19 protein-coding genes and 1 tRNA gene are annotated in these 22,020 nt (G+C 56.4%); 7 read left to right on the top strand and 13 right to left on the bottom strand.

Features of this window, described 5'->3' with window-relative positions; translation table 11 throughout:
* Positions 1-10 precede the first annotated feature (10 nt).
* The 3 genes from wecA to trxA form a co-directional block, all read right to left on the bottom strand.
* On the bottom strand, positions 11-1,114 hold the full coding sequence (wecA, locus tag ABLV64_RS15540; RefSeq protein WP_004886849.1) for a UDP-N-acetylglucosamine--undecaprenyl-phosphate N-acetylglucosaminephosphotransferase: 1,104 nt from the start codon (positions 1,112-1,114) through the stop codon (positions 11-13).
* Positions 1,115-1,354: 240 nt separating this feature from the next.
* The gene (rho, locus tag ABLV64_RS15535) at positions 1,355-2,614 is read right to left on the bottom strand and encodes a transcription termination factor Rho (RefSeq protein WP_002883293.1); all 1,260 of its coding nucleotides are present in this window, start codon (positions 2,612-2,614) and stop codon (positions 1,355-1,357) included.
* A gap of 332 nt (positions 2,615-2,946) precedes the next feature.
* On the bottom strand, positions 2,947-3,276 hold the full coding sequence (gene trxA, locus ABLV64_RS15530; protein WP_002883224.1) for a thioredoxin TrxA: 330 nt from the start codon (positions 3,274-3,276) through the stop codon (positions 2,947-2,949).
* A gap of 342 nt (positions 3,277-3,618) precedes the next feature.
* Here trxA and rhlB point away from each other — a divergent pair, with 342 nt between their 5' ends.
* Positions 3,619-4,884, top strand: coding sequence for an ATP-dependent RNA helicase RhlB (rhlB, locus tag ABLV64_RS15525; protein ID WP_002883222.1), 1,266 nt, complete (start codon positions 3,619-3,621; stop codon positions 4,882-4,884).
* Between the two features lie 117 nt (positions 4,885-5,001).
* A complete protein-coding gene (gene gppA, locus ABLV64_RS15520) occupies positions 5,002-6,492 on the top strand; it encodes a guanosine-5'-triphosphate,3'-diphosphate diphosphatase (protein WP_023319439.1) in 1,491 nt (496 codons plus the stop codon).
* Between the two features lie 51 nt (positions 6,493-6,543).
* Here the strand turns inward: gppA and rep are convergent, their stop codons facing one another.
* Positions 6,544-8,568: a DNA helicase Rep gene (gene rep, locus ABLV64_RS15515; protein WP_348843312.1), complete on the bottom strand. Its 2,025-nt coding sequence runs from the start codon at positions 8,566-8,568 to the stop codon at positions 6,544-6,546.
* A 112-nt stretch (positions 8,569-8,680) separates the two neighbouring features.
* Between rep and ppiC (ABLV64_RS15510) the strand changes: the two genes are divergently transcribed.
* Positions 8,681-8,962 carry a peptidylprolyl isomerase PpiC gene (ppiC, locus tag ABLV64_RS15510; RefSeq protein WP_004886860.1) on the top strand — a complete coding sequence of 94 codons (282 nt, stop codon included), beginning with the start codon at positions 8,681-8,683 and terminating at the stop codon, positions 8,960-8,962.
* Positions 8,963-9,012: 50 nt separating this feature from the next.
* Positions 9,013-9,294, top strand: a complete 282-nt coding sequence (ppiC, locus tag ABLV64_RS15505) for a peptidylprolyl isomerase PpiC (RefSeq protein ID WP_004886861.1) — start codon at positions 9,013-9,015, stop codon at positions 9,292-9,294.
* 203 nt (positions 9,295-9,497) lie between these two features.
* On the opposite strand, the gene ilvC is transcribed toward ppiC (ABLV64_RS15505), so the two are convergent.
* Positions 9,498-10,973, bottom strand: coding sequence for a ketol-acid reductoisomerase (gene ilvC, locus ABLV64_RS15500; RefSeq protein WP_002883178.1), 1,476 nt, complete (start codon positions 10,971-10,973; stop codon positions 9,498-9,500).
* A 152-nt stretch (positions 10,974-11,125) separates the two neighbouring features.
* Here ilvC and ilvY point away from each other — a divergent pair, with 152 nt between their 5' ends.
* Positions 11,126-12,016, top strand: coding sequence for an HTH-type transcriptional activator IlvY (ilvY, locus tag ABLV64_RS15495; protein WP_002883176.1), 891 nt, complete (start codon positions 11,126-11,128; stop codon positions 12,014-12,016).
* On the opposite strand, the gene ilvA is transcribed toward ilvY, so the two are convergent.
* The 6 genes from ilvA to ilvL all read right to left on the bottom strand — a co-directional run bounded on the left by ilvA (position 12,013) and on the right by ilvL (position 18,556).
* The gene (gene ilvA, locus ABLV64_RS15490; protein ID WP_080936265.1) at positions 12,013-13,557 is read right to left on the bottom strand and encodes a threonine ammonia-lyase, biosynthetic; all 1,545 of its coding nucleotides are present in this window, start codon (positions 13,555-13,557) and stop codon (positions 12,013-12,015) included. The genes ilvY and ilvA overlap by 4 nt on opposite strands.
* A gap of 2 nt (positions 13,558-13,559) precedes the next feature.
* Positions 13,560-15,410 carry a dihydroxy-acid dehydratase gene (gene ilvD, locus ABLV64_RS15485; RefSeq protein WP_002883173.1) on the bottom strand — a complete coding sequence of 617 codons (1,851 nt, stop codon included), beginning with the start codon at positions 15,408-15,410 and terminating at the stop codon, positions 13,560-13,562.
* A 60-nt stretch (positions 15,411-15,470) separates the two neighbouring features.
* A complete protein-coding gene (ilvE, locus tag ABLV64_RS15480; RefSeq protein WP_002883171.1) occupies positions 15,471-16,400 on the bottom strand; it encodes a branched-chain-amino-acid transaminase in 930 nt (309 codons plus the stop codon).
* Positions 16,401-16,416: 16 nt separating this feature from the next.
* Complete coding sequence (ilvM, locus tag ABLV64_RS15475) at positions 16,417-16,674, bottom strand: acetolactate synthase 2 small subunit (protein WP_004886870.1); 258 nt, start codon at positions 16,672-16,674, stop codon at positions 16,417-16,419.
* A complete protein-coding gene (gene ilvG / locus ABLV64_RS15470; RefSeq protein ID WP_064178653.1) occupies positions 16,671-18,317 on the bottom strand; it encodes an acetolactate synthase 2 catalytic subunit in 1,647 nt (548 codons plus the stop codon). The genes ilvM and ilvG overlap by 4 nt, the downstream gene beginning before the upstream one ends.
* 140 nt (positions 18,318-18,457) lie before the next feature.
* A complete protein-coding gene (gene ilvL / locus ABLV64_RS15465) occupies positions 18,458-18,556 on the bottom strand; it encodes an ilv operon leader peptide (protein WP_001311244.1) in 99 nt (32 codons plus the stop codon).
* A 354-nt stretch (positions 18,557-18,910) separates the two neighbouring features.
* Between ilvL and ABLV64_RS15460 the strand changes: the two genes are divergently transcribed.
* Positions 18,911-20,431 carry a YifB family Mg chelatase-like AAA ATPase gene (locus ABLV64_RS15460; protein WP_004886875.1) on the top strand — a complete coding sequence of 507 codons (1,521 nt, stop codon included), beginning with the start codon at positions 18,911-18,913 and terminating at the stop codon, positions 20,429-20,431.
* Between the two features lie 24 nt (positions 20,432-20,455).
* Here the strand turns inward: ABLV64_RS15460 and ABLV64_RS15455 are convergent, their stop codons facing one another.
* Positions 20,456-20,794, bottom strand: coding sequence for a DUF413 domain-containing protein (locus ABLV64_RS15455; RefSeq protein ID WP_004886877.1), 339 nt, complete (start codon positions 20,792-20,794; stop codon positions 20,456-20,458).
* A gap of 118 nt (positions 20,795-20,912) precedes the next feature.
* On the opposite strand from ABLV64_RS15455, the gene hdfR reads away from it, so the two are divergent.
* Positions 20,913-21,734, top strand: a complete 822-nt coding sequence (hdfR, locus tag ABLV64_RS15450) for an HTH-type transcriptional regulator HdfR (protein WP_004886879.1) — start codon at positions 20,913-20,915, stop codon at positions 21,732-21,734.
* A 108-nt stretch (positions 21,735-21,842) separates the two neighbouring features.
* On the opposite strand, the gene ABLV64_RS15445 is transcribed toward hdfR, so the two are convergent.
* Positions 21,843-21,918: transfer RNA gene (locus tag ABLV64_RS15445), tRNA-Trp, on the bottom strand.
* Positions 21,919-22,020: the final 102 nt, after the last annotated feature.

Below are 22,020 nucleotides of genomic sequence, written 5' to 3'. Positions count from 1 at the left end.
ATCCCCAGCTTTACTTGGTTAGTTTCGGATTATTGCCGCTGTGTCGCCGAATTCTGCGTCTGATGCGCTTAACCAGACGCGCCACTTTCCAGGCGCGCTTAATACAGTAGCCATAAAGGAAGAAGGCCACCAAAAAGAGAATTAACATCACCCATTCCGGCACAATGCGGGTATATTCCGCCGCGACGCCAACCAGCGCCAGCAGGGCAGCGGCCAGGGTAATCAGGACGAACGCCTGGCGGGAAGTAAACCCGGCGCGCATGATCAAATGATGAATATGCTGACGGTCCGGTGAGAAAGGACTCATGCCTTTGCGCAGGCGGCGATACATAATCGCCACCATGTCCATCAGCGGGATAGCGATAATCCACAGCGCAGTGACCGGGCTGATGGGATGCGTTTTACCTTGGGTGGTTTCCAGCAGGATCCAGATGATGGTGAAGCCAATCATGGTGCTGCCGGCGTCACCCATAAAAACTTTATAGCGGCGGCCGAGGGCGCCAAGATTAAGAAGAATATAGGGCAGAATGGCGGCGATCATCGCAAAACACCACATCGCCAGGCTGTACTGGCCATCAAACCAAAGGATGATCCCGGTCGCCGCAAAGGAGACCGATGACAGGCCGCCGAGCAGACCGTCAATCCCATCGACCATATTAAACGCATTGATGGCGGCCCAGACGGCAAACAGAGTAAGGAAGAAGCCGAAGGGCCCCAGCACCAGCTCCCACGAGCCAAAAATAAAGCCCAGACTACTCAGATGCAGATTCCCTGCCATCATCATAATCACGGCGATCGCGGCCTGAATGACCGCGCGAATTTTCACGCTGATGTCGAAGCGATCGTCCAGCGCACCAACCAGCACCAATACCCCCGCACAGGCCAGATACAGCGAGGCGTGAGGAATATAATAATCGGCGATAGCGAAGGTAAAACAGATGCCTGCATAAACTGAGATACCACCGACCAACGGAATCAACCCCTGATGCCGTTTGCGATAGTTTGGTTTATCCACTAGCCCAATCTTTTTTGCCACTTTCCGCGCGACAAAAATAAAGAGGGTCGTGAATAAGAAAATACTGATTAATTCAGTAATAGCAGTGAGTAAATTCACAACGCATGTGCTCTCAGCATAGTTAATCCGGGAAGTATAGCGATGATGCCCCAACTCCAGAAGGGGAAAAGCAGAACATTACAAATTTATTGTATAGATTTTAGTCTGTTAAAGCTGTCTCCGCCTGCTGTCCGGCGCCATTATACGACAACTTTCGTCCCGCTTTCTCTGTCTCTGGATCATACAAATCCCAAAATGAAAACGCCACGCAAAGGCGTGGCGTTTTTGGCTTTTTTTACCTTACGAGCGCTTCATCATATCGAAGAAGTCATCATTCGTCTTAGTCATTGCCAGTTTATTAATGAGGAATTCCATCGCGTCGATCTCACCCATCGGATGGATAATTTTGCGCAGGATCCACATTTTCTGCAGCTCTTCCTGAGTGGTGAGCAGCTCTTCTTTACGCGTACCGGAACGGTTGTAATCGATAGCCGGGAAGACGCGTTTTTCAGCAATCTTACGAGAGAGGTGCAGCTCCATGTTACCGGTGCCTTTAAACTCTTCGTAGATAACTTCATCCATTTTGGAGCCAGTGTCGATCAGCGCCGTGGCGATGATGGTCAGGCTACCGCCCTCTTCAACGTTACGCGCCGCGCCGAAGAAACGCTTCGGACGGTGCAGGGCGTTAGCGTCCACACCACCGGTCAGCACTTTACCGGAAGCCGGGACCACAGTGTTGTAGGCACGCGCCAGACGGGTAATGGAGTCGAGCAGGATGATAACGTCTTTCTTGTGTTCAACCAGACGTTTCGCTTTCTCGATAACCATCTCAGCAACCTGAACGTGACGGGATGCCGGTTCGTCGAAGGTGGAAGCAACGACTTCACCTTTCACCAGACGCTGCATCTCGGTCACTTCTTCCGGACGTTCGTCGATCAGCAGCACCATCAGCACGCAGTCCGGATGGTTGTAAGCGATGCTCTGCGCGATGTTCTGCAGCAGCATGGTTTTACCGGCTTTCGGCGGCGCGACGATCAGACCACGCTGGCCGCGGCCAATCGGGGAAGCCAGATCCAGTACGCGAGCGGTTAAGTCTTCGGTAGAACCGTTACCACGCTCCATACGCAGACGAGAATTCGCGTGCAGCGGCGTTAAGTTCTCGAACAGGATCTTGTTACGGGCGTTTTCCGGCTTGTCGTAGTTAACTTCGTTAACTTTCAGCAGCGCAAAGTAACGCTCACCCTCTTTCGGAGGACGAATCTTACCGGAAATGGTGTCACCAGTGCGGAGGTTGAAACGGCGGATTTGGCTGGGGGATACGTAGATGTCGTCAGGGCCGGCGAGGTAGGAGCTGTCTGCGGAGCGGAGGAATCCAAATCCATCCTGCAGTATCTCCAGTACGCCGTCGCCAAAGATATCTTCGCCACTCTTCGAATGCTGCTTGAGGATGGCAAAAATAATATCCTGCTTACGCATACGAGCCAGATTTTCCAGCCCCATATTTTCGCCGAGAGTAATCAGCTCAGAAACCGGCGTATTCTTTAATTCGGTAAGATTCATAGTGGTGTGGGTTCTTAAACTCGGGGTAAATCTCGAACTTAATGTTGTGAATGGTATGGCAGGAACTTCCATGCCTGTTAACGGCCTTCATCTCGTGTCTGTACGTTGCCTGGTCACAGGAAAGAACGCAGAACTGAAACGACTAGACGGAATGAGTGAAAAGCCCGGAATTAATAGCTTCACGCGCATTTTTTTGCGGGATGCTTCGGGTAAAACAAGATTCAAACAAGGTATGTTTAAAACGAAGTCTGTGGATTAACTTAGCACGACTCCAGCCGGGCGTCCAGAGTTCCGCAAAAAATAGGAATCTGGACGCCGGAACAGCAATTCGCTTACGCCAGGTTGGCGTCGAGGAACTCTTTCAGCTGACCCTTGGACAGGGCGCCAACTTTGGTGGCCGCCACTTCGCCGTTTTTGAACAGCAGCAGGGTTGGGATGCCGCGAATGCCGTACTTCGGCGCGGTACCCGGGTTCTGGTCGATGTTCAGCTTAGCTACGGTCAGTTTGCCCTGATACTCTTCAGCGATCTCATCCAGAATCGGGGCGATCATTTTGCACGGACCACACCACTCTGCCCAGAAATCGACGAGGGTCAGCCCGTCAGCCTTGAGTACGTCCGTGTCAAAACTGTCGTCAGTCAGGTGAATAATTTTATCGCTCATATTTAACTCCACAGGAATAAGCCTGGTGTGTTGGTGTCGTAGCCATCAACGACGCGCTGCAGCTACGTTATGCACGCTATTCTTCAGGATACCTCAATTCTCTGGTCTGCCAACTGGCGCGATCCATCATGGACCCACCTTTTGACGCCAGGGTTGCCCGAACGCGAACTGCATGCTGCAGATTTATCGCTCCCGACTCGCTTAGTGGTCTAAGCTATCCTGGATTCGTTCAGTTACCGTAGACGTACCTTGAATAATTTCGCACACCGCCAACGAAAGGTTGACGTTATTTCACCGGATACGCTTTCTTAATGCAATAGTTAGCTGATATTCTACCACACTATGAGCAAAACACATTTAACAGAACAGAAGTTTTCCGACTTCGCCCTGCACCCGGCAGTCATTGAAGCCCTTGAAAAGAAAGGGTTTCATAATTGCACACCTATTCAGGCCCTCGCCCTTCCGCTGACGCTGGAAGGCCGCGATGTCGCCGGGCAGGCGCAAACCGGTACCGGTAAAACGATGGCGTTCCTGACGTCGACGTTTCATTATCTTCTCTCTCACCCGGCTATCGCCGATCGCCAGGTAAACCAGCCGCGCGCGCTGATTATGGCGCCGACGCGTGAACTGGCGGTACAGATCCACGCGGACGCTGAACCGCTGGCGCAGGCCACCGGTCTGAAGCTGGGTCTGGCTTACGGCGGCGACGGCTACGATAAGCAGCTGAAAGTGCTGGAAAGCGGCGTCGATATTCTGATCGGCACCACCGGTCGTCTGATCGATTACGCGAAGCAAAACCACATTAACCTCGGCGCCATTCAGGTCGTCGTGCTGGACGAAGCCGATCGCATGTACGATCTCGGCTTTATTAAAGATATCCGCTGGCTATTCCGCCGCATGCCGCCGGCCACTCAGCGTCTGAACATGCTGTTCTCCGCGACCCTTTCCTATCGCGTACGCGAACTGGCGTTCGAACAAATGAACAACGCCGAGTACGTTGAAGTCGAGCCGGAACAGAAAACGGGCCACCGTATTAAAGAAGAGCTCTTCTACCCGTCCAACGAAGAAAAAATGCGCCTGCTGCAGACGCTGCTGGAAGAAGAGTGGCCCGATCGCGCCATCGTCTTCGCCAATACCAAGCATCGTTGTGAAGATATCTGGGGCCATCTCGCCGCCGACGGCCATCGCGTAGGTCTGCTGACCGGCGACGTGGCGCAGAAAAAACGTCTGCGTATTCTCGAAGAATTTACCCGCGGCGACCTCGATATCCTGGTCGCGACTGACGTTGCCGCTCGTGGCTTGCACATTCCGGCCGTGACCCACGTCTTTAACTACGATCTACCAGACGATTGCGAAGATTACGTTCACCGCATTGGCCGTACCGGTCGCGCTGGCGCAAGCGGTCACTCCATCAGCCTCGCCTGCGAAGAGTATGCGCTGAACCTGCCGGCTATCGAAACCTATATTGGTCACTCAATTCCGGTCAGCAAGTACAACCCGGACGCGCTGATGACCGATCTGCCGAAGCCGCTGCGCCTGACCCGTGCTCGCCCAGGCAACGGCCCGCGCCGCAACGGTCCACCGCGCAATCGTCGTCGTTCAGGTTAAGAAATCTATGCTATACGCTCAATCATTCAGAATGTGCCAGGGCGCGCTTCCCCGGCAACCCGCTCAGTTACACGGATTGGGCACAAGCGCCCCGTCGACCAGGGAGCCTTCTGAACGATGAAGAGCATGAGCTCCACCTCGCTGTATGCCGCCATTGATTTGGGCTCCAACAGTTTTCATATGTTGGTGGTGCGCGAGGTGGCTGGCAGTATCCAGACGCTGAGCCGCATTAAGCGCAAAGTCCGTCTTGCCGCCGGCCTGAATAGCGACAACACGCTCTCCGCAGAAGCGATGGAGCGCGGCTGGCAGTGCTTACGCCTGTTTGCCGAACGCCTGCAGGATATTCCGCCGGCGCAAATCCGCGTCGTGGCCACCGCCACGCTGCGTCTTGCCGTCAATGCCGGCGAATTTCTGGCGAAAGCGCAGGAGATCCTCGGCAGTCCGGTACAGGTCATTAGTGGCGAAGAAGAAGCGCGTCTGATTTATCAGGGGGTCGCCCACACCACCGGCGGCGCCGATCAGCGTCTGGTGGTCGATATCGGCGGCGCCAGCACCGAACTGGTGACCGGAACCGGCGCGCAAACGACCTCGCTATTTAGCCTGTCGATGGGCTGTGTGACCTGGCTTGAACGCTATTTCGCCGATCGCAGCCTGACGAAAGAAAATTTCGATCTTGCCGAGGCGGCCGCGCGTGAGGTGCTGCTGCCCGTCGCCGATGTGCTGCGCTATCACGGATGGAAAGTGTGCGTTGGCGCCTCCGGCACCGTTCAGGCTCTGCAGGAAATTATGATGGCGCAGGGGATGGATGAGCGGATCACCCTGACCAAACTCCAGCAGCTTAAACAGCGCGCCATTCAGTGCGGACGCCTGGAAGAGCTGGAGATCGAAGGCTTAACCCTTGAGCGAGCGCTGGTGTTTCCAAGCGGGCTGGCGATCCTTATCGCTATCTTCAGCGAACTGAATATTCAGTGTATGACCCTCGCGGGCGGCGCGTTACGTGAAGGTCTGGTGTACGGCATGCTGCATCTCTCCGTTGAACAGGACATCCGCAGCCGCACTCTGCGTAATATTCAGCGTCGTTTTATGATCGACACCGAACAGGCCCAGCGCGTCGCTGGTCTCGCCAGCCACCTGCTCAGCCAGCTGGACGGCAGCTGGGAGCTGGATCCGCTAAGCCGCGACTTGCTCCTCAGCGCCTGTGCATTGCATGAAATTGGCCTGAGCGTGGATTTTAAGCGCGCGCCGCAGCACGCGGCCTATCTGGTCAATAATCTCGACCTGCCCGGCTTTACCCCGGCGCAGAAGAAGCTGATTGCGACGCTGCTGCTTAACCAGACTAACGCCATCGACCTCTCATCGCTTCATCAGCAGAATGCCGTCCCGCCGCGAGTTGCCGAACATCTTTGTCGCCTGCTGCGACTGGCGATCCTCTTTGCCAGCCGGCGGCGTGACGATTTGCTGCCCGCCATCAATCTTGTGGCCGATGATGAAAAACTGTCCCTGACGCTGCCGGAAAACTGGCTGGATAATCACCCGCTTGGGGCTGAGCTGATCGAACAGGAATGCCAGTGGCAGAGCTATGTGCACTGGGTGCTTGAGGTGAAGTAATACGCTGAACATTGCCGGGCGGCGGCTTCGCCTTACCCGGCCAGCTTATCGCTATCCTTTCTCTTTAGCTTTTGCCAGCATGGCGCGAATGTTCGCCACGTTAGCCTGTCCTTTATGCATTCGCTCTTCAGCGGTAATCACTTTGCGCGCCTGCTCCCAAATCAGATCGTCCTGGGGTAGCTCCAGCAGAAAACGGCTCGGTTCCGGGCGCACCACCTCACCATACTGCCGGCGCTCCTTACAGAGCGTAAAGGTCAGCTCTTTCTGCGCGCGGGTGATGCCCACGTAGGCTAACCGGCGCTCTTCATCGACATTATCTTCATCAATGCTGCTCTGGTGCGGGAGCAATCCCTCTTCCATTCCCACCAGGTAAACATACGGGAACTCCAGCCCTTTTGAGGCATGAAGGGTCATCAGCTGCACCTGATCCAGCTCTTCATCCGATTCACCGCGCTCCATCATGTCGCGCAGCGTAAAGCGGGTGACCACCTGCGTCAGGGTCATTGGCTCATCGATTTCGCTGCCTTCCAGCATCTCGGTCATCCAGGTGAACAGCTGGTTGACGTTTTTCATGCGCATTTCTGCGGCCTTCGGGCTGGGCGAGGTTTCATACAGCCAGGATTCGTAGTCAATTCCGCGGATTAAGTCGCGCACGGCGTTGACCGGCTCGCGTTCGGCCAGCTGCTGGATCTCACGCAGCCAGTGGGTGAAGCGGGTGAGTGATTCATACCCGCGCCCGGTCAGCGTCTGGCTGAGACCCATATCAAAGCTGGCGGTGAACAATCCTTTGTTGCGGCCCATCGCCCACTCACCGAGCTTTTGCAGCGTCGCCGGGCCGATCTCGCGCTTCGGTGTATTCACGATACGCAGGAAGGCGCTGTCGTCGTCCGGGTTGGTCAGCACGCGCAGATAGGCCAGCAGATCTTTAATTTCCGGGCGCGAGAAGAACGACGTGCCGCCGGAGATTTTGTACGGGATGCGGTTCTGCATCAGCATCTTTTCAAAGACCCGCGACTGGTGATTGCCGCGATAAAGGATCGCGTAGTCTTTGTAATTGGTTTTATTAATGAAGTGGTGGGCGATCAGCTCCCCGGTCACGCGCTCCGCTTCATGATCTTCATTGTTGGCGGAGAGCACTTTCAGCTCAGCGCCATATCCCAGCTCAGAGAACAGCCGCTTTTCAAAAACGTGCGGGTTATTGGCGATCAGAATGTTAGCGGCTTTCAGAATACGCCCGGAGGAGCGATAGTTCTGCTCAAGCTTGATAACCTGCAGCGCCGGGAAGTCCTGGCTGAGCAGCACCAGGTTCTGCGGCCGCGCGCCGCGCCACGAGTAGATCGACTGGTCATCGTCGCCTACCACGGTAAAACGCGCACGCTGGCCCACCAGCAGCTTCACCAGCTCATACTGGCTGGTGTTGGTATCCTGATACTCATCCACCAGCAGGTAGCGGATCTTATTCTGCCAGCGTTCGCGCACCTCCTCGTTGCGCTGCAGCAGCAGCGTCGGCAGCAGGATCAGATCGTCAAAATCGAGGACATTGCAGGCCTTCATATGCGCATCGTACAGCCCATAGCAGTGGGCGAAGATGCGATCCCGTTCGCCTTTCGCACCCGCGGCGGCCTGCGCCGGGGTTTTCAGATCGTTTTTCCAGTTGGAGATCGTCGAGATCAACTGCTGGAGCACCACTTTGTCATCTTCGATCAACCCTTCGGTCAGCTCTTTGAGCAGCGCCACCTGGTCAGTATCGTCGAATAAGGAGAAGTTAGACTTCATGCCCAGCGCGGCGTATTCCCGCTTGATGATATCCAGCCCCAGAGTGTGGAAGGTGGAAATCATCAGCCCGCGCGCCTCTTTGCGCCCCAGCGTTTGCCCAACGCGCTCTTTCATCTCGCGCGCGGCTTTATTGGTAAAGGTCACGGCCGCGATATGACGCGCCTGATAGCCGCAGCCGCGGATCAGGTGGGCGATTTTATTGGTGATCACGCGGGTCTTACCGGAGCCGGCGCCCGCCAGCACCAGGCAAGGTCCGGTTACAAATTCGACGGCTTGTTGTTGGCCAGGGTTTAAACGCATGGGAGTCTTGCTCAATCTTCGAACGGGGTGGGGATTGTAGCAGAAAGCGGAGCCGAGATTTACCGACTGATGGTAAAGTGAAGAAATCGCGATTAACCCGTAGAGCAGAACCATGAAAAAGACCGCAGCAGCCCTGCATATCCTGGTCAAAGAAGAGAAACTGGCCCAGGAGATCCTTGCCAAACTGGAACGCGGCATCAGCTTCGATCATCTGGCGAAGCGCTATTCGAAATGCCCGTCCGGGCGTAACGGCGGCGATCTGGGGGAGTTTCAGCAAGGCGCGATGGTCGGCCCATTCGATCAGGCGGTCTTTAGCTGCCCACTTCTCAAGCCCTACGGTCCGGTAAAAACCAAATTTGGCTACCATATCATTAAGGTGCTTTATCGCCGCTGACGCGTGGTATATTGCGCCCCGATTTATCTCAACCTATTCAAGGCACGATCATGGCAAAAACAGCAGCAGCACTGCATATTCTTGTTAAAGAAGAGAAACTGGCTCTGGATCTTCTGGAGCAGATTAAAAACGGCGCCGACTTCGGTAAGCTGGCGAAGAAGCACTCCATTTGCCCATCAGGCAAACGCGGCGGTGATTTAGGTGAGTTCCGCCAGGGCCAGATGGTGCCGGCGTTCGATAAAGTGGTTTTCTCCTGCCCGGTGCTGGAGCCAACCGGCCCGCTGCATACCCAGTTCGGCTACCACATCATCAAAGTGCTGTACCGGAAATAATAAAAAAACCCGGGGATCTTAATCTCCGGGTTTTTGCCTGATGGCGCTTCGCTTATCAGGCCTATTAAACAAATCCATTCCTCTATGGATTTCGGCTTGCCGGAAGGCGGCAAGGAGGTACATCCCCACGAACATAGATTACTATGTGACTGGGGTGTACGTACCGTAGCCAACGCATCGGCAAGTCGAAAGACGACGAGGAATTAGCCGGCTACCGCGATACGCTTCATATCGGTCATATAACCGCGCAGTTTCTTACCAACCTGCTCAATAGCGTGGCTGCGAATGGCTTCGTTAACATCACGCAGCTGAGCGTTGTCTACCGCGCCTTCGGCAATCGCCGTACCCAGGTCGCCAGTCTGCAGGGTGGTCATGAACTCTTTCAGCAGCGGTACGCAAGCATAAGAGAACAGGTAGTTACCATATTCAGCGGTATCAGAGATAACCACGTTCATCTCGTACAGACGCTTACGGGCAATAGTATTGGCGATCAGCGGCAGCTCGTGCAGTGATTCGTAGTAAGCGGACTCTTCGATGATGCCGGAGGCCACCATGGTTTCGAAGGCCAGCTCAACGCCCGCTTTCACCATCGCGATCATCAGAACGCCTTTATCGAAGTACTCCTGCTCGCCGATTTTACCTTCATACTGCGGCGCGGTTTCGAACGCGGTTTTACCGGTCTCTTCACGCCAGGTCAGCAGTTTCTTATCGTCGTTCGCCCAGTCCGCCATCATACCGGAGGAGAATTCGCCGGAAATGATGTCGTCCATGTGTTTCTGGAACAGCGGCGCCATAATCTCTTTCAGCTGCTCGGAGAGCGCATAAGCGCGCAGTTTCGCCGGGTTAGAGAGGCGATCCATCATCAGGGTGATGCCGCCCTGCTTCAGCGCTTCGGTGATGGTTTCCCAGCCGAACTGAATCAGTTTTTCTGCATACGCCGGATCGGTACCTTCCGCCACCAGCTTGTCGAAGCACAGCAGAGAACCCGCCTGCAGCATGCCGCAGAGGATGGTCTGCTCGCCCATCAGGTCAGATTTCACTTCGGCAACGAAGGAAGATTCCAGCACGCCCGCACGATGGCCGCCGGTCGCCGCCGCCCATGCTTTCGCAATGGCCATGCCTTCGCCTTTCGGGTCGTTTTCCGGATGTACCGCGATAAGCGTCGGTACGCCGAAACCGCGTTTGTACTCTTCACGCACTTCGGTACCCGGGCACTTCGGCGCCACCATCACCACGGTGATGTCTTTACGGATCTGCTCGCCCACTTCCACGATGTTGAAACCGTGGGAGTAGCCCAGCGCCGCGCCGTCTTTCATCAGCGGCTGTACGGAGCGCACAACGTCAGAGTGCTGTTTGTCCGGAGTCAGGTTAACCACCAGGTCCGCCTGCGGGATCAGCTCTTCATAAGTGCCGACTTTGAAGCCGTTTTCGGTCGCTTTACGCCAGGAGGCGCGCTTCTCGGCGATCGCTTCTTTGCGCAGCGCATAGGAGATATCCAAGCCGGAGTCACGCATGTTCAGACCCTGGTTCAGGCCCTGCGCGCCGCAGCCGACGATGACCACTTTTTTACCCTGAAGGTAGCTTGCGCCATCGGCGAATTCGTCGCGCGCCATAAAACGGCATTTGCCCAGCTGTGCCAGCTGCTGGCGCAGGTTCAGTGTATTAAAGTAGTTAGCCATGTCTGTAACTCCGTGATGTTGTGTCGTGCTTATTGTTCGGTTCGCTTTTGCGAGAATGAACTTACTATATGACAGGAATTTTATTGCGGAAATTGATATATTCACAACGTCACGTTGCATTTTATGAAATACAAAACCGGGGAGTACGCGCCGTGGATTTACGCGATCTGAAAACCTTTCTGCATCTGGCGGAAAGCCGCCATTTTGGCCGCAGCGCGCGGGCCATGCACGTCAGCCCGTCGACGCTTTCGCGCCAGATCCAGCGTCTGGAAGAGGACCTCGGCCAGCCGCTGTTCGTGCGAGATAATCGCACGGTGACCCTTACCGAAGCCGGGGAGGAGTTACGTACCTTTGCCCAACAGACTTTACTGCAGTATCAGCAGCTTCGTCACGTCATCGATCAGCAGGGCCCTTCGCTCTCCGGCGAGTTGCACATCTTCTGCTCCGTCACCGCCGCCTATAGCCATCTGCCGCCGATCCTCGACCGCTTTCGCGCCGCGCACCCCTCGGTGGAGATCAAGCTGTCGACCGGCGACGCCGCCGACGCCATGGAGAAGGTGGTCACCGGCGAAGCCGACCTGGCGATTGCCGGTAAGCCGGAGACTCTGCCAGGGTCGGTGGCGTTTTCGATGCTGGAGAACCTCGCCGTGGTGTTAATTGCCCCGGCCCTTCCCTGCCCGGTGCGCAACCAGGTGACCGTCGAGCGCCCCGACTGGTCGACAGTGCCCTTTATCATGGCCGACCAGGGGCCGGTACGTCGGCGCATCGAGCTGTGGTTTCGGCGGCATAAAATCAGCAATCCGTCGATCTACGCCACCGTCGGCGGGCACGAAGCGATGGTGTCGATGGTCGCCCTGGGATGCGGCGTGGCGCTGCTGCCGGAGGTGGTGCTGGAGAACAGTCCGGAGCCGGTACGCAACAGGGTGATGATCCTGGAACGCAGCGATGAGCAAACCCCGTTTGAGCTCGGCGTTTGCGCACAAAAAAAGCGGCTGCATGAGCCGCTTATTGATGCTTTCTGGAAAATTCTGCCGAACCACTAGCCCGCGAGGAAAAAGCGGAATGCCGGGTTATGGGTCTCATCATGACACTCATAGCCCAATTCATTAAGACGGGTTTCAAAATCCGGCTCGTGCTCGCCCAGCTCGAAGGCCGCCAAAACCCGACCATAGTCGGTGCCGTGGCTACGGTAGTGGAATAGCGAAATATTCCAGTGGGTGCCGAGGGTGTGCAGGAACTTCAGCAGCGCCCCCGGCGATTCCGGAAACTCGAAGCTGAACAGCCGCTCCTGCAGCGCTTTGGACGGTCGGCCGCCGACCATATAGCGCACATGGAGCTTGGCCATTTCGTCATCGGAAAGGTCAACGACGCTGTAGCCACCATCGTTCAGTAACTGGAGGATCTCTTTCCGCTCCTCCAGCCCACGACTCAGACGTACCCCCACAAAGATGCAGGCGTCTTTGGCATCGGCAAAGCGGTAGTTGAACTCCGTCACCGAGCGGCCCCCCAGTAGCTGGCAAAACTTCAGAAAGCTGCCCTTCTCTTCCGGGATCGTCACCGCCAGCAGCGCTTCGCGCTGTTCCCCGAGCTCGCAGCGCTCAGACACGTAGCGCAGACCGTGGAAGTTGACGTTGGCCCCGGACAGGATGTGAGCCAGTCGCTCGCCGCGAATATTGTGCTGAGCGACATATTTCTTCATCCCCGCCAGCGCCAGCGCGCCGGAAGGCTCTGCCACCGCCCGCACATCTTCGAACAGATCCTTCATCGCCGCGCAAATAGCGTCGCTGTCGACGGTGATGATGTCGTCCAGATACTCCTGGCACAGACGGAAGGTTTCATCGCCGATGCGTTTGACCGCCACGCCTTCGGCAAACAAGCCGACGCGCGGCAGGTCCACCGGATGACCGGCGTCCAGCGCCGCCTTCAGGCAGGCCGAATCTTCCGCTTCCACCGCGATCACTTTGATCTGCGGCATCAGCTGCTTGATCAGCACCGCCACGCCTGCCGCCAGGCCGCCGCCGCCCACCGGGACGAACACGCGGTCGATGTGGGCATCCTGCTGCAGCAGCTCCAGCGCCAGGGTTCCCTGACCGGCGATGACCATCGGGTGATCGAACGGCGGCACCCAGGTAAAGCCCTGCTGCTGCGCCAGCTCAACCGCCCTCGCCTTCGCTTCGTCAAAGTTGGCGCCATGCAGCAGCACTTCGCCGCCAAAGCCGCGAACGGCATCCACTTTGATGTCGGCGGTCGCTACCGGCATCACGATCAGCGCCTTAACGCCCAGCCGCGATGCGGAGAACGCCACGCCCTGGGCATGATTGCCCGCCGAGGCGGTGATCACCCCGTGGGATTTCTGTTCCGCGGTCAGGCTGGACATCATCGCGTAGGCGCCGCGCAGCTTAAAGCTGTGTACCGGTTGGCGATCTTCGCGCTTCACCAGAATAACGTTATCCAGGCGAGAAGAGAGTTTGTCCATTTTTTGCAGCGGCGTTTTCTGCACCGCTTCATAAACCGGCGCGCGCAGCACTGCTCTCAGGTATTCGGCGCCCTCAGGGGCACCGGACAGGGGTTGTGAATCCGCCATGATTAGCCACCCAGTTTCGATTTATCGCGAACCGCGCCTTTGTCGGCGCTGGTCGCCAGGCTGGCGTAGGCGCGAAGGGCAAAGGAGACCTGACGCTGGCGATTTTTCGGCGTCCACGCCTGGTCGCCACGCGCTTCCTGGGCTTCACGACGCGCCGCAATTTCCGCATCGCTCAGCTGCAGCTGAATGCTGCGGTTCGGAATATCAATCGCGATCATGTCGCCATCTTCAATGAGCGCGATGTTGCCGCCGCTCGCTGCTTCCGGTGAGACGTGACCGATAGAGAGCCCTGAGGTGCCGCCGGAGAAACGGCCATCGGTGATCAGCGCGCAGGCTTTGCCCAGCCCCATCGACTTCAGGAAGCTGGTGGGGTAAAGCATCTCCTGCATCCCCGGCCCGCCTTTCGGCCCTTCGTAGCGGATCACGACGACGTCGCCTTCAACGACTTTACCGCCGAGGATGGCCTCTACCGCATCGTCCTGGCTCTCATATACTTTCGCCGGACCGGTAAATTTCAGGATGCTGTCGTCCACGCCGGCGGTTTTCACGATACAACCGTTTTCCGCGAAATTGCCGTACAGTACCGCCAGGCCGCCGTCCTTGCTGTAAGCATGTTCCAGAGAACGGATACAGCCTTCGGCGCGATCGTCATCCAGCGTATCCCAGCGGCAGTCTTGCGAGAACGCCTGGGTGGTACGGATGCCCGCCGGGCCGGCGCGGAACATCTTTTTCACCGCATCGTCCTGGGTGACCATCACATCGTACTGTTCCAGGGTCTGCGGCAGCGTCAGGCCGAGAACGTTTTTAACCTCGCGATTCAGCAGCCCGGCGCGGTCCAGCTCGCCCAGAATGCCCAGCACGCCGCCGGCGCGATGCACATCTTCCATATGGTATTTCTGCGTGCTCGGCGCCACCTTACACAGCTGCGGCACTTTGCGGGAAAGCTTATCGATATCGCTCATGGTGAAGTCGATTTCAGCTTCCTGCGCCGCCGCCAGCAGGTGCAGAACGGTGTTGGTGGAACCGCCCATGGCGATATCCAGCGTCATGGCGTTCTCAAAGGCCGCCTTGCTGGCGATATTGCGCGGCAGCGCGGAAGCGTCATCCTGCTCGTAATAGCGTTTGGTCAGCTCAACGATACGTTTCCCGGCGTTAAGGAACAGCTCCTTACGATCGGCGTGGGTCGCCAGCAGAGAGCCGTTACCCGGCTGCGACAGACCCAGCGCTTCGGTCAGGCAGTTCATGGAGTTGGCGGTGAACATCCCGGAACAGGAGCCGCAGGTCGGACAGGCGGACCGTTCCACCTGATTACTCTGCTCGTCGGACACTTTCGGATCCGCCCCCTGGATCATCGCATCCACCAGGTCGAGCTTGATGATTTTATCTGACAGCTTGGTTTTCCCGGCTTCCATCGGGCCGCCGGACACAAAGATCACCGGAATGTTCAGGCGCAGGGAAGCCATCAGCATCCCCGGGGTGATTTTGTCGCAGTTGGAGATACAGACCATCGCATCCGCACAATGGGCGTTAACCATGTACTCCACCGAGTCGGCGATCAGCTCGCGGGATGGCAGTGAATAGAGCATACCCCCGTGGCCCATGGCGATCCCATCATCCACTGCGATGGTGTTGAATTCTTTGGCCACGCCACCGGCGGCTTCAATCTGCTCGGCAACCAGTTTGCCAAGGTCGCGCAGGTGCACGTGCCCAGGAACAAACTGGGTAAAGGAGTTAACGACGGCGATAATCGGTTTGCCGAAATCGGCATCGGTCATCCCGGTTGCGCGCCACAACGCGCGGGCGCCCGCCATATTGCGGCCATGTGTGGTGGTGGCGGAACGGTACTTAGGCATGCTCTTTTTACTCCCATCTGTGTTTATTAAATGGGACGGTGCGTGCCGTCCCATTTTTAATTACTTACTTACCGGATCCAACCAGCCCCATTTATCTTCTGTTTCACCGGTGAAGAGGCCAAAGAAGGCTTCCTGAATGCGTTTGGTGACCGGACCGCGACGGCCTGCGCCGACCTGGATGCCATCCACGCTGCGTACCGGGGTGATTTCCGCCGCGGTGCCGGACATGAAGACTTCATCCGCCAGGTACAGGGATTCACGGGACAATACCTGCTCGCGGACTTCAATACCGAGATCTTTCGCCAGCTTGATGATGGCGTCGCGGGTAATGCCCGGCAGCGCGGAAGAGGTAAACGGCGGGGTGAACAGCACGCCGTCCTTCACTTCAAACAGGTTTTCCCCTGCGCCTTCGGAGATATAGCCGTTAACGTCGAGGGCAATACCTTCCTGATAGCCATGGCGACGCGCTTCGCTGCCAACCAGCAGCGAGGAGAGATAGTTGCCGCCGGCTTTCGCCGCCGTCGGTATGGTGTTCGGCGCCGCGCGGTTCCAGGAAGAGACCATGGCATCGATCCCCTGCTCCAGCGCTTCTGCGCCGAGGTAGGCTCCCCACGGGAACGCCGCGATGATCACGTCAGTGTTGTAACCCGGAGGCGGGTTTACCCCCATGCCGACATCGCCAACAAACACCAGCGGGCGGATATAAGCGCTGGTCAGATTATTAGTGCGAATGACTTCGCGGCAGGCTTCCATCAGTTCGTCGACGCTCTGGGAGACCGGGAAACGATAAATTTTGGCTGAGTCATGCAGACGCTGCATATGTTCGCGATGACGGAACACCACCGGGCCTTTGTGCGAGTCGTAGCAACGGATGCCTTCGAATACCGAGGTGCCATAGTGCAGCGCATGGGACATCACATGAACTTTCGCTTCGCCCCACGGAACCATCTCGCCATTGAACCAGATGTAATCAGCTTTTTTCGTCGTCATTTTTCTTCCTTTGCGCTCAGGCGCGGATTTGTTGTGATGTGGGTTGCTGGATCTCGACGCAGGCAACGTCGACCAGTTTACTTAATTGACTAAACAGTAATTCGACGGGCCGCGGGCTGGCAACGGTCAATTCGATATTTATGTTCTGTGCGTCCGCTGCGGTTTCCATGTTCATTGCGCAGATTTGAAAACCACGGTGACGGACAACGCGCAGCACGCGCTCTAAGGTTTCCGGGTTGAAACGTGCCTGTAAAGCGACCTGATGTTGCATCATGATAATTTCTCCAGCATTTCAGAGTTACTGGCGCCGGGCGGCACCAACGGCCAGACATTCTCAAGTTCGTCGATTGAGACATGAAGCAGGTATGGCCCCTGGCTCGAAAGCATGGTGTCGAGTGCCGCTTCAACCTGGTCTTTACGGGTGATGTGTTGGCCAGGAATACCGAAGGCGCTGGCCAGCGTGAGGAAATCAGGGTTATCAGTCAGAGTGGTTTCGCTATAACGTTCCTGGAAAAACAGCTGCTGCCATTGTCGAACCATCCCTAACCGCTGGTTGTCGAGTAATACGATCTTCAGCGGTAACTGCTTGCGTTTTACGGTGCCCAACTCCTGCACATTCATCATGAAGGAGCCGTCACCAGAGATACAGATCACCGTATCGTTAGGGCGCGCCACCTGGGCACCAACGGCGGCCGGCAGGCCAAAGCCCATGGTGCCTAAGCCGCTGGAGGTGATGAAGTTTTCCGGGCGGCTAAAGGTCATATGCTGAGCCGACCACATCTGATGCTGGCCTACGTCGGTTGTCACCACGCTGTCCGCCGGCTTGCGGTCGGAAAGCTGTTTCAGCAGCAGCGGCGCGTAGATAGCCTCACCGGGATGATCGTAACGCCAGGCGTGGTCGGCACGCAGTGCGGCACTCCGCTCGCGCCAGCCATCGATCGCTAACGGCTGCTGCAGCGCCGGCAGCAAGCGGTTCAGATCGCCGGTCAGACCAATGTGCGCCTGGCGCAGCTTGTTCAGCTCCGCCGGATCGATGTCCATATGGATCACTTTGGCATGCGGCGCGAAGGTGTTGAGCTTGCCGGTCACGCGATCGTCAAAGCGCGCGCCGACGGCAATCAGCAGATCGCACTCCTGTACCGCCAGATTGGCCGCCTTGGTGCCGTGCATTCCCAGCATGCCGAGATAATACGGGTAATCGGCGTCCACCACGCCCAGCCCTTTCAGGGTGCAGGTCGCCGGCATCCGGGTCACTGCGAGGAATTCGCGCAGCGCCGGTACCGCCTGCGCCATGCCGACCCCGCCGCCAACATACAGCATCGGTTGCTGCGATTGAGCCAGCATCTGCAGAGCCTGAGCCACTTCCGCCTGCGGGAATGCCATCTCATCGGCGACCATAGAGAAATGGGGATCGAGATCGCCCTGCGCCATCTGAATATCCTTAGGGATATCAACCAGCACCGGGCCTGGACGGCCTGAGTTTGCCACCTGGAAAGCTTCAGCAATGACCCGCGGCAGCTCGTCCAGAGACTGCACGAGGAAACTGTGCTTAGTACAGGCCAGTGACAAACCGAGAACGTCTACCTCCTGGAACGCATCCGTGCCGATGAAGGGTGCGGCCACCTGGCCGGTGATAGCGACAATGGGGATGGAGTCAAGCAAAGCGTCCGCCAGGCCGGTGATCAGGTTGGTTGCGCCCGGGCCGGAAGTCGCGATACATACCCCGGTTTTACCGGTTGCTCGCGCATAACCAATGGCCGCCATGGCTGCCCCTTGCTCATGCCGGCACAGCAGGTGCTCCACGCCGCCGTCATACAGTGCATCGTAAACCGGCATAATTGCGCCACCCGGATAGCCAAAAACGGTGTCGACCCCCTGTGTCCGCAAAGCATGTACCACCCACTGCGCGCCATTCATAGTTAGTTCCCCGTCATAAATCGGGAGAAACAGAATTTTATGCTAAAAGTCATCATCTGCTCCTCGCTTAGGTTATTTCAGTTATAAAAAAACCCCCGGACCTTTCGGTGCGGGGGTCTTAGTTCGTTAAGGCTTGATTATTAAGCCTTTCCTCGTCCAAGTGCAGCCCCGCACGGTGGGATAATAATCACCACCACGCTAATCACGACCAGGCTAATCACTCGTAGAAGGGCTGTCATTTTCTGTACTTTCTGGCTTCTTGTTCGAAGGAATACCTAAAGAGGTACCACAGACATCACATAAAACACAAGATTTTTTTATATCTCTGTTGCTGAGCAGCCTAACAGTTTCAGCAAAAATAATTGTTTTATATGAAAAAATTCGAAGATGAAAAAAACTCAGTTTTCTCTCGCCTGCCGCGCTCTTTTGCGCCCTCCTTCCCAACGCCGCTCTGTTTTGCGAGCGAACTTCCAGTTTCGGCTAAATGTAACAATATGGCGCGAAAAGTATGGATTTATGGTCCTAACTTCTGACTATTACCGATCCCGTTTTAACACAGGTCAGCCATAATCCTGCCTGGTCCAGGAGGTTTTATGTCGCTCGCCATCGTCTATACCCGCGCGGCGCTCGGTATCGAAGCGCCATTGATTACTGTCGAGGTTCATCTCAGCAACGGTCTGCCCGGCCTGACTATGGTCGGACTGCCGGAGACCACCGTGAAAGAGGCCCGTGACCGGGTTCGCAGCGCCTTGATCAACAGCGGCTACGCTTTCCCTGCGAAGAAAATAACCATTAACCTGGCGCCAGCGGATCTGCCTAAAGAGGGCGGGCGATACGATCTACCTATCGCTCTCGCGCTTCTCGTTGCCTCAGAGCAGCTCAACACGACGCGACTGAATCAATATGAGTTTGTGGGCGAACTCGCCCTCACAGGTGGGTTACGCGGCGTTCCAGGGGCGATCCCCAGCGCAATGGAGGCCATCAAAGCCGGCCGGCGCATCGTCGTCTCCTCTGATAATGCGGCTGAGGTCGGCCTGATCGGCGGCAGCGACTGCCTGGTCGCCGACCATCTGCAGGAGGTGTGTGCTTTTCTCGCGGGGCAGACATCGCTATCGCGTCCTCTCACCGAGGCACCCTCTGTTGATGAACGCGGCGAAGATCTGCGCGATGTTATCGGCCAGCAGCAGGGCAAGCGAGCGCTGGAGATTGTGGCCGCAGGGGGTCACAACCTGCTCCTGATCGGCCCACCCGGCACCGGGAAAACCATGCTTGCCAGCCGGCTACCCGGTCTCCTGCCGCCATTAAGCAATCAGGAAGCCCTGGAGAGCACGGCCATTCAGAGCCTGGTCAATCTGCATACCGCGAAGACCCGGTGGCGTCAGAGGCCGTTTCGCGCACCTCATCATAGCGCTTCGCTGGCAGCGATGGTGGGCGGCGGCTCGATACCGGTCCCCGGTGAGATTTCCCTGGCCCATAATGGCGTGCTGTTTCTTGATGAGCTGCCGGAGTTTGAGCGGCGTGTACTGGATGCGCTGCGCGAACCCATTGAGTCAGGCAAGATCCATATATCACGCTCGCGCGCCAAAATTGACTATCCGGCGCGCTTTCAGCTTATCGCGGCAATGAACCCAAGCCCGACAGGGCATTATCAGGGCAAACATAATCGTACATCGCCTGAGCAGACATTACGTTATCTGGGACGTCTGTCAGGCCCCTTCCTTGACCGCTTCGATCTCTCCTTAGAGATCCCGCTGCCGCCGCCAGGGATACTGAGCCAGGGCACGCAGGGCGAAGAGTCTAGCGCAACGGTCCGACAACGGGTGCTGGCGGCGCGCGAACGGCAAATGCTCAGACAAAATAAGCTCAATGCCCACCTTGAGAATCGTGAAATGAAGAGCTGCTGCCACTTACGGCGGGAGGACGCTGTCTGGCTGGAACAGACGCTAACGCAGCTGGGGCTCTCTATACGAGCCTGGCAGCGTCTGTTAAAGGTGGCGAGAACCATTGCCGATCTGGCAGAGGCTGAAGAGATTGAACGCCGTCATTTGCAGGAGGCGCTCAGCTATCGGGCGATAGACCGGATGCTAAACCATCTGCAGAAAATGATGGCGTAAAAAAAGGGCTTACGCCCTTTTTTCTTAGTCATCGCTTTCGGTGTAATCGTCAGCGCCTTCCATCTGCGGTTTGCCGCCGGAAAGAGTATGGAAACGCTTCGGCCGCTTGATGCGCGCCATATACTTAATCCATACGCGTTCTGCTTCCGTTACCGGCTCACGCTCACCACGGCACACCGAGACAAACTGTTTTTCATCATCGGTAACAGGTTCGCGTTTACCCAGTTCCAGTTCGTTAAAGGCATAACCATGACGTTCCAGCAGTTGCGCCTCTTTGATGGTGAAATCACCGTGACGGGAGAACCCGCGTGGATAATTTTTATTGTCGAAAAAACGATTAGTCGTCGTAAAGCTTTCCGCCATCCTACACGCTCCTGATTCTTTGGCCGAGCTATTTATGGCGCGGAGTATTAGTTACGCTTGACAGAGCGTCAAACAAAACATTTAAATCATCACGACAAATAATTTTGTGGAGAACGGTGTGGATACGGAATTGCTCAAGACTTTCCTGGAAGTGAGCAGAACTCGTCACTTTGGGCGAGCAGCAGAGGCGCTTTACCTGACGCAGTCAGCGGTCAGCTTTCGTATTCGTCAGCTGGAAAATCAACTTGGTGTGAACCTGTTCACCCGACATCGTAATAACATTCGCCTGACGACCGCCGGAGAAAAGCTCCTGCCCTACGCCGAAACGCTAATGAATACCTGGCAGGCTGCGCGCAAGGAGGTCGCACACTCTTCGCGACATAATGAATTCTCCATCGGGGCCAGCGCCTCGCTGTGGGAATGCATGCTTAACGGCTGGCTCGGCACCCTCTACAGCGCACCTTACAATCTCCAGTTTGAAGCGCGTATCGCGCAGCGGCAGTCGCTGGTTAAACAGCTTCACGAACGCCAGTTGGATCTGCTGATCACCACCGAATCGCCGAAGATGGATGAATTAAGCAGCCAGCTGTTGGGTAATTTTACTCTTGCCCTGTATTGCACATCGCCTGCAAAAAACAGAAATGAATTGAACTACTTGCGCCTTGAATGGGGGCCCGATTTTCAGCAAAACGAAGTGGGTCTGATAGGAAGCGATGATGTTCCGCTGCTCACTACCTCTTCAGCTGAACTGATCTATCAGCAATTATCGCGTCTGAGCGGCTGCTGTTGGCTACCTGTTCGCTGGGCGAAAGAGAAGCATGGGTTACATACGGTCATGGACAGCGCTACGCTGTCCCGCCCACTCTATGCGATCTGGTTACAAAATAGCGATAAGCAGGCGCAGATCCACGAGATCCTGAAAAGCCCTATCCTGGAATAAGCGGTACTCTCCATGGACGGAGAGGAGCAAGGTATTTTGAATAGGGATATTGCAGATGGATAGTAGAGATAAAAAAAATCCTTTGCCTGAGCAAAGGATTCTTATAAATGGCAGGGGCGGAGAGACTCGAACTCCCAACACCCGGTTTTGGAGACCGGTGCTCTACCAATTGAACTACGCCCCTAAAGCTTTCTTACCACTAAGCCTGCTATCTGAGCAGGCTTAATGTTAAATAAGTGGCGGAACGGACGGGACTCGAACCCGCGACCCCCTGCGTGACAGGCAG

The organism is Klebsiella sp. JB_Kp031 (assembly GCF_040064295.1).
GTDB classification, from domain to species: Bacteria; Pseudomonadota; Gammaproteobacteria; order Enterobacterales; family Enterobacteriaceae; genus Klebsiella; species Klebsiella quasipneumoniae.
This window is presented reverse-complemented; position numbering and strand designations above follow the sequence as displayed.

Coding starts and splice junctions, on each gene's coding strand:
- ilvD (WP_002883173.1), bottom strand. CDS start 15,410: ATGCCTAAGTACCGTTCCGCCACCACCACACATGGCCGCAATATGGCG.
- ABLV64_RS15460 (WP_004886875.1), top strand. CDS start 18,911: ATGTCGCTCGCCATCGTCTATACCCGCGCGGCGCTCGGTATCGAAGCG.
- ilvG (WP_064178653.1), bottom strand. CDS start 18,317: ATGAATGGCGCGCAGTGGGTGGTACATGCTTTGCGGACACAGGGGGTC.
- ABLV64_RS15455 (WP_004886877.1), bottom strand. CDS start 20,794: ATGGCGGAAAGCTTTACGACGACTAATCGTTTTTTCGACAATAAAAAT.
- ppiC (WP_004886861.1), top strand. CDS start 9,013: ATGGCAAAAACAGCAGCAGCACTGCATATTCTTGTTAAAGAAGAGAAA.
- ilvL (WP_001311244.1), bottom strand. CDS start 18,556: ATGACAGCCCTTCTACGAGTGATTAGCCTGGTCGTGATTAGCGTGGTG.
- rep (WP_348843312.1), bottom strand. CDS start 8,568: ATGCGTTTAAACCCTGGCCAACAACAAGCCGTCGAATTTGTAACCGGA.
- rho (WP_002883293.1), bottom strand. CDS start 2,614: ATGAATCTTACCGAATTAAAGAATACGCCGGTTTCTGAGCTGATTACT.
- ilvC (WP_002883178.1), bottom strand. CDS start 10,973: ATGGCTAACTACTTTAATACACTGAACCTGCGCCAGCAGCTGGCACAG.
- rhlB (WP_002883222.1), top strand. CDS start 3,619: ATGAGCAAAACACATTTAACAGAACAGAAGTTTTCCGACTTCGCCCTG.
- ilvE (WP_002883171.1), bottom strand. CDS start 16,400: ATGACGACGAAAAAAGCTGATTACATCTGGTTCAATGGCGAGATGGTT.
- trxA (WP_002883224.1), bottom strand. CDS start 3,276: ATGAGCGATAAAATTATTCACCTGACTGACGACAGTTTTGACACGGAC.
- gppA (WP_023319439.1), top strand. CDS start 5,002: ATGAAGAGCATGAGCTCCACCTCGCTGTATGCCGCCATTGATTTGGGC.
- ilvM (WP_004886870.1), bottom strand. CDS start 16,674: ATGATGCAACATCAGGTCGCTTTACAGGCACGTTTCAACCCGGAAACC.
- ilvA (WP_080936265.1), bottom strand. CDS start 13,557: ATGGCGGATTCACAACCCCTGTCCGGTGCCCCTGAGGGCGCCGAATAC.
- ppiC (WP_004886860.1), top strand. CDS start 8,681: ATGAAAAAGACCGCAGCAGCCCTGCATATCCTGGTCAAAGAAGAGAAA.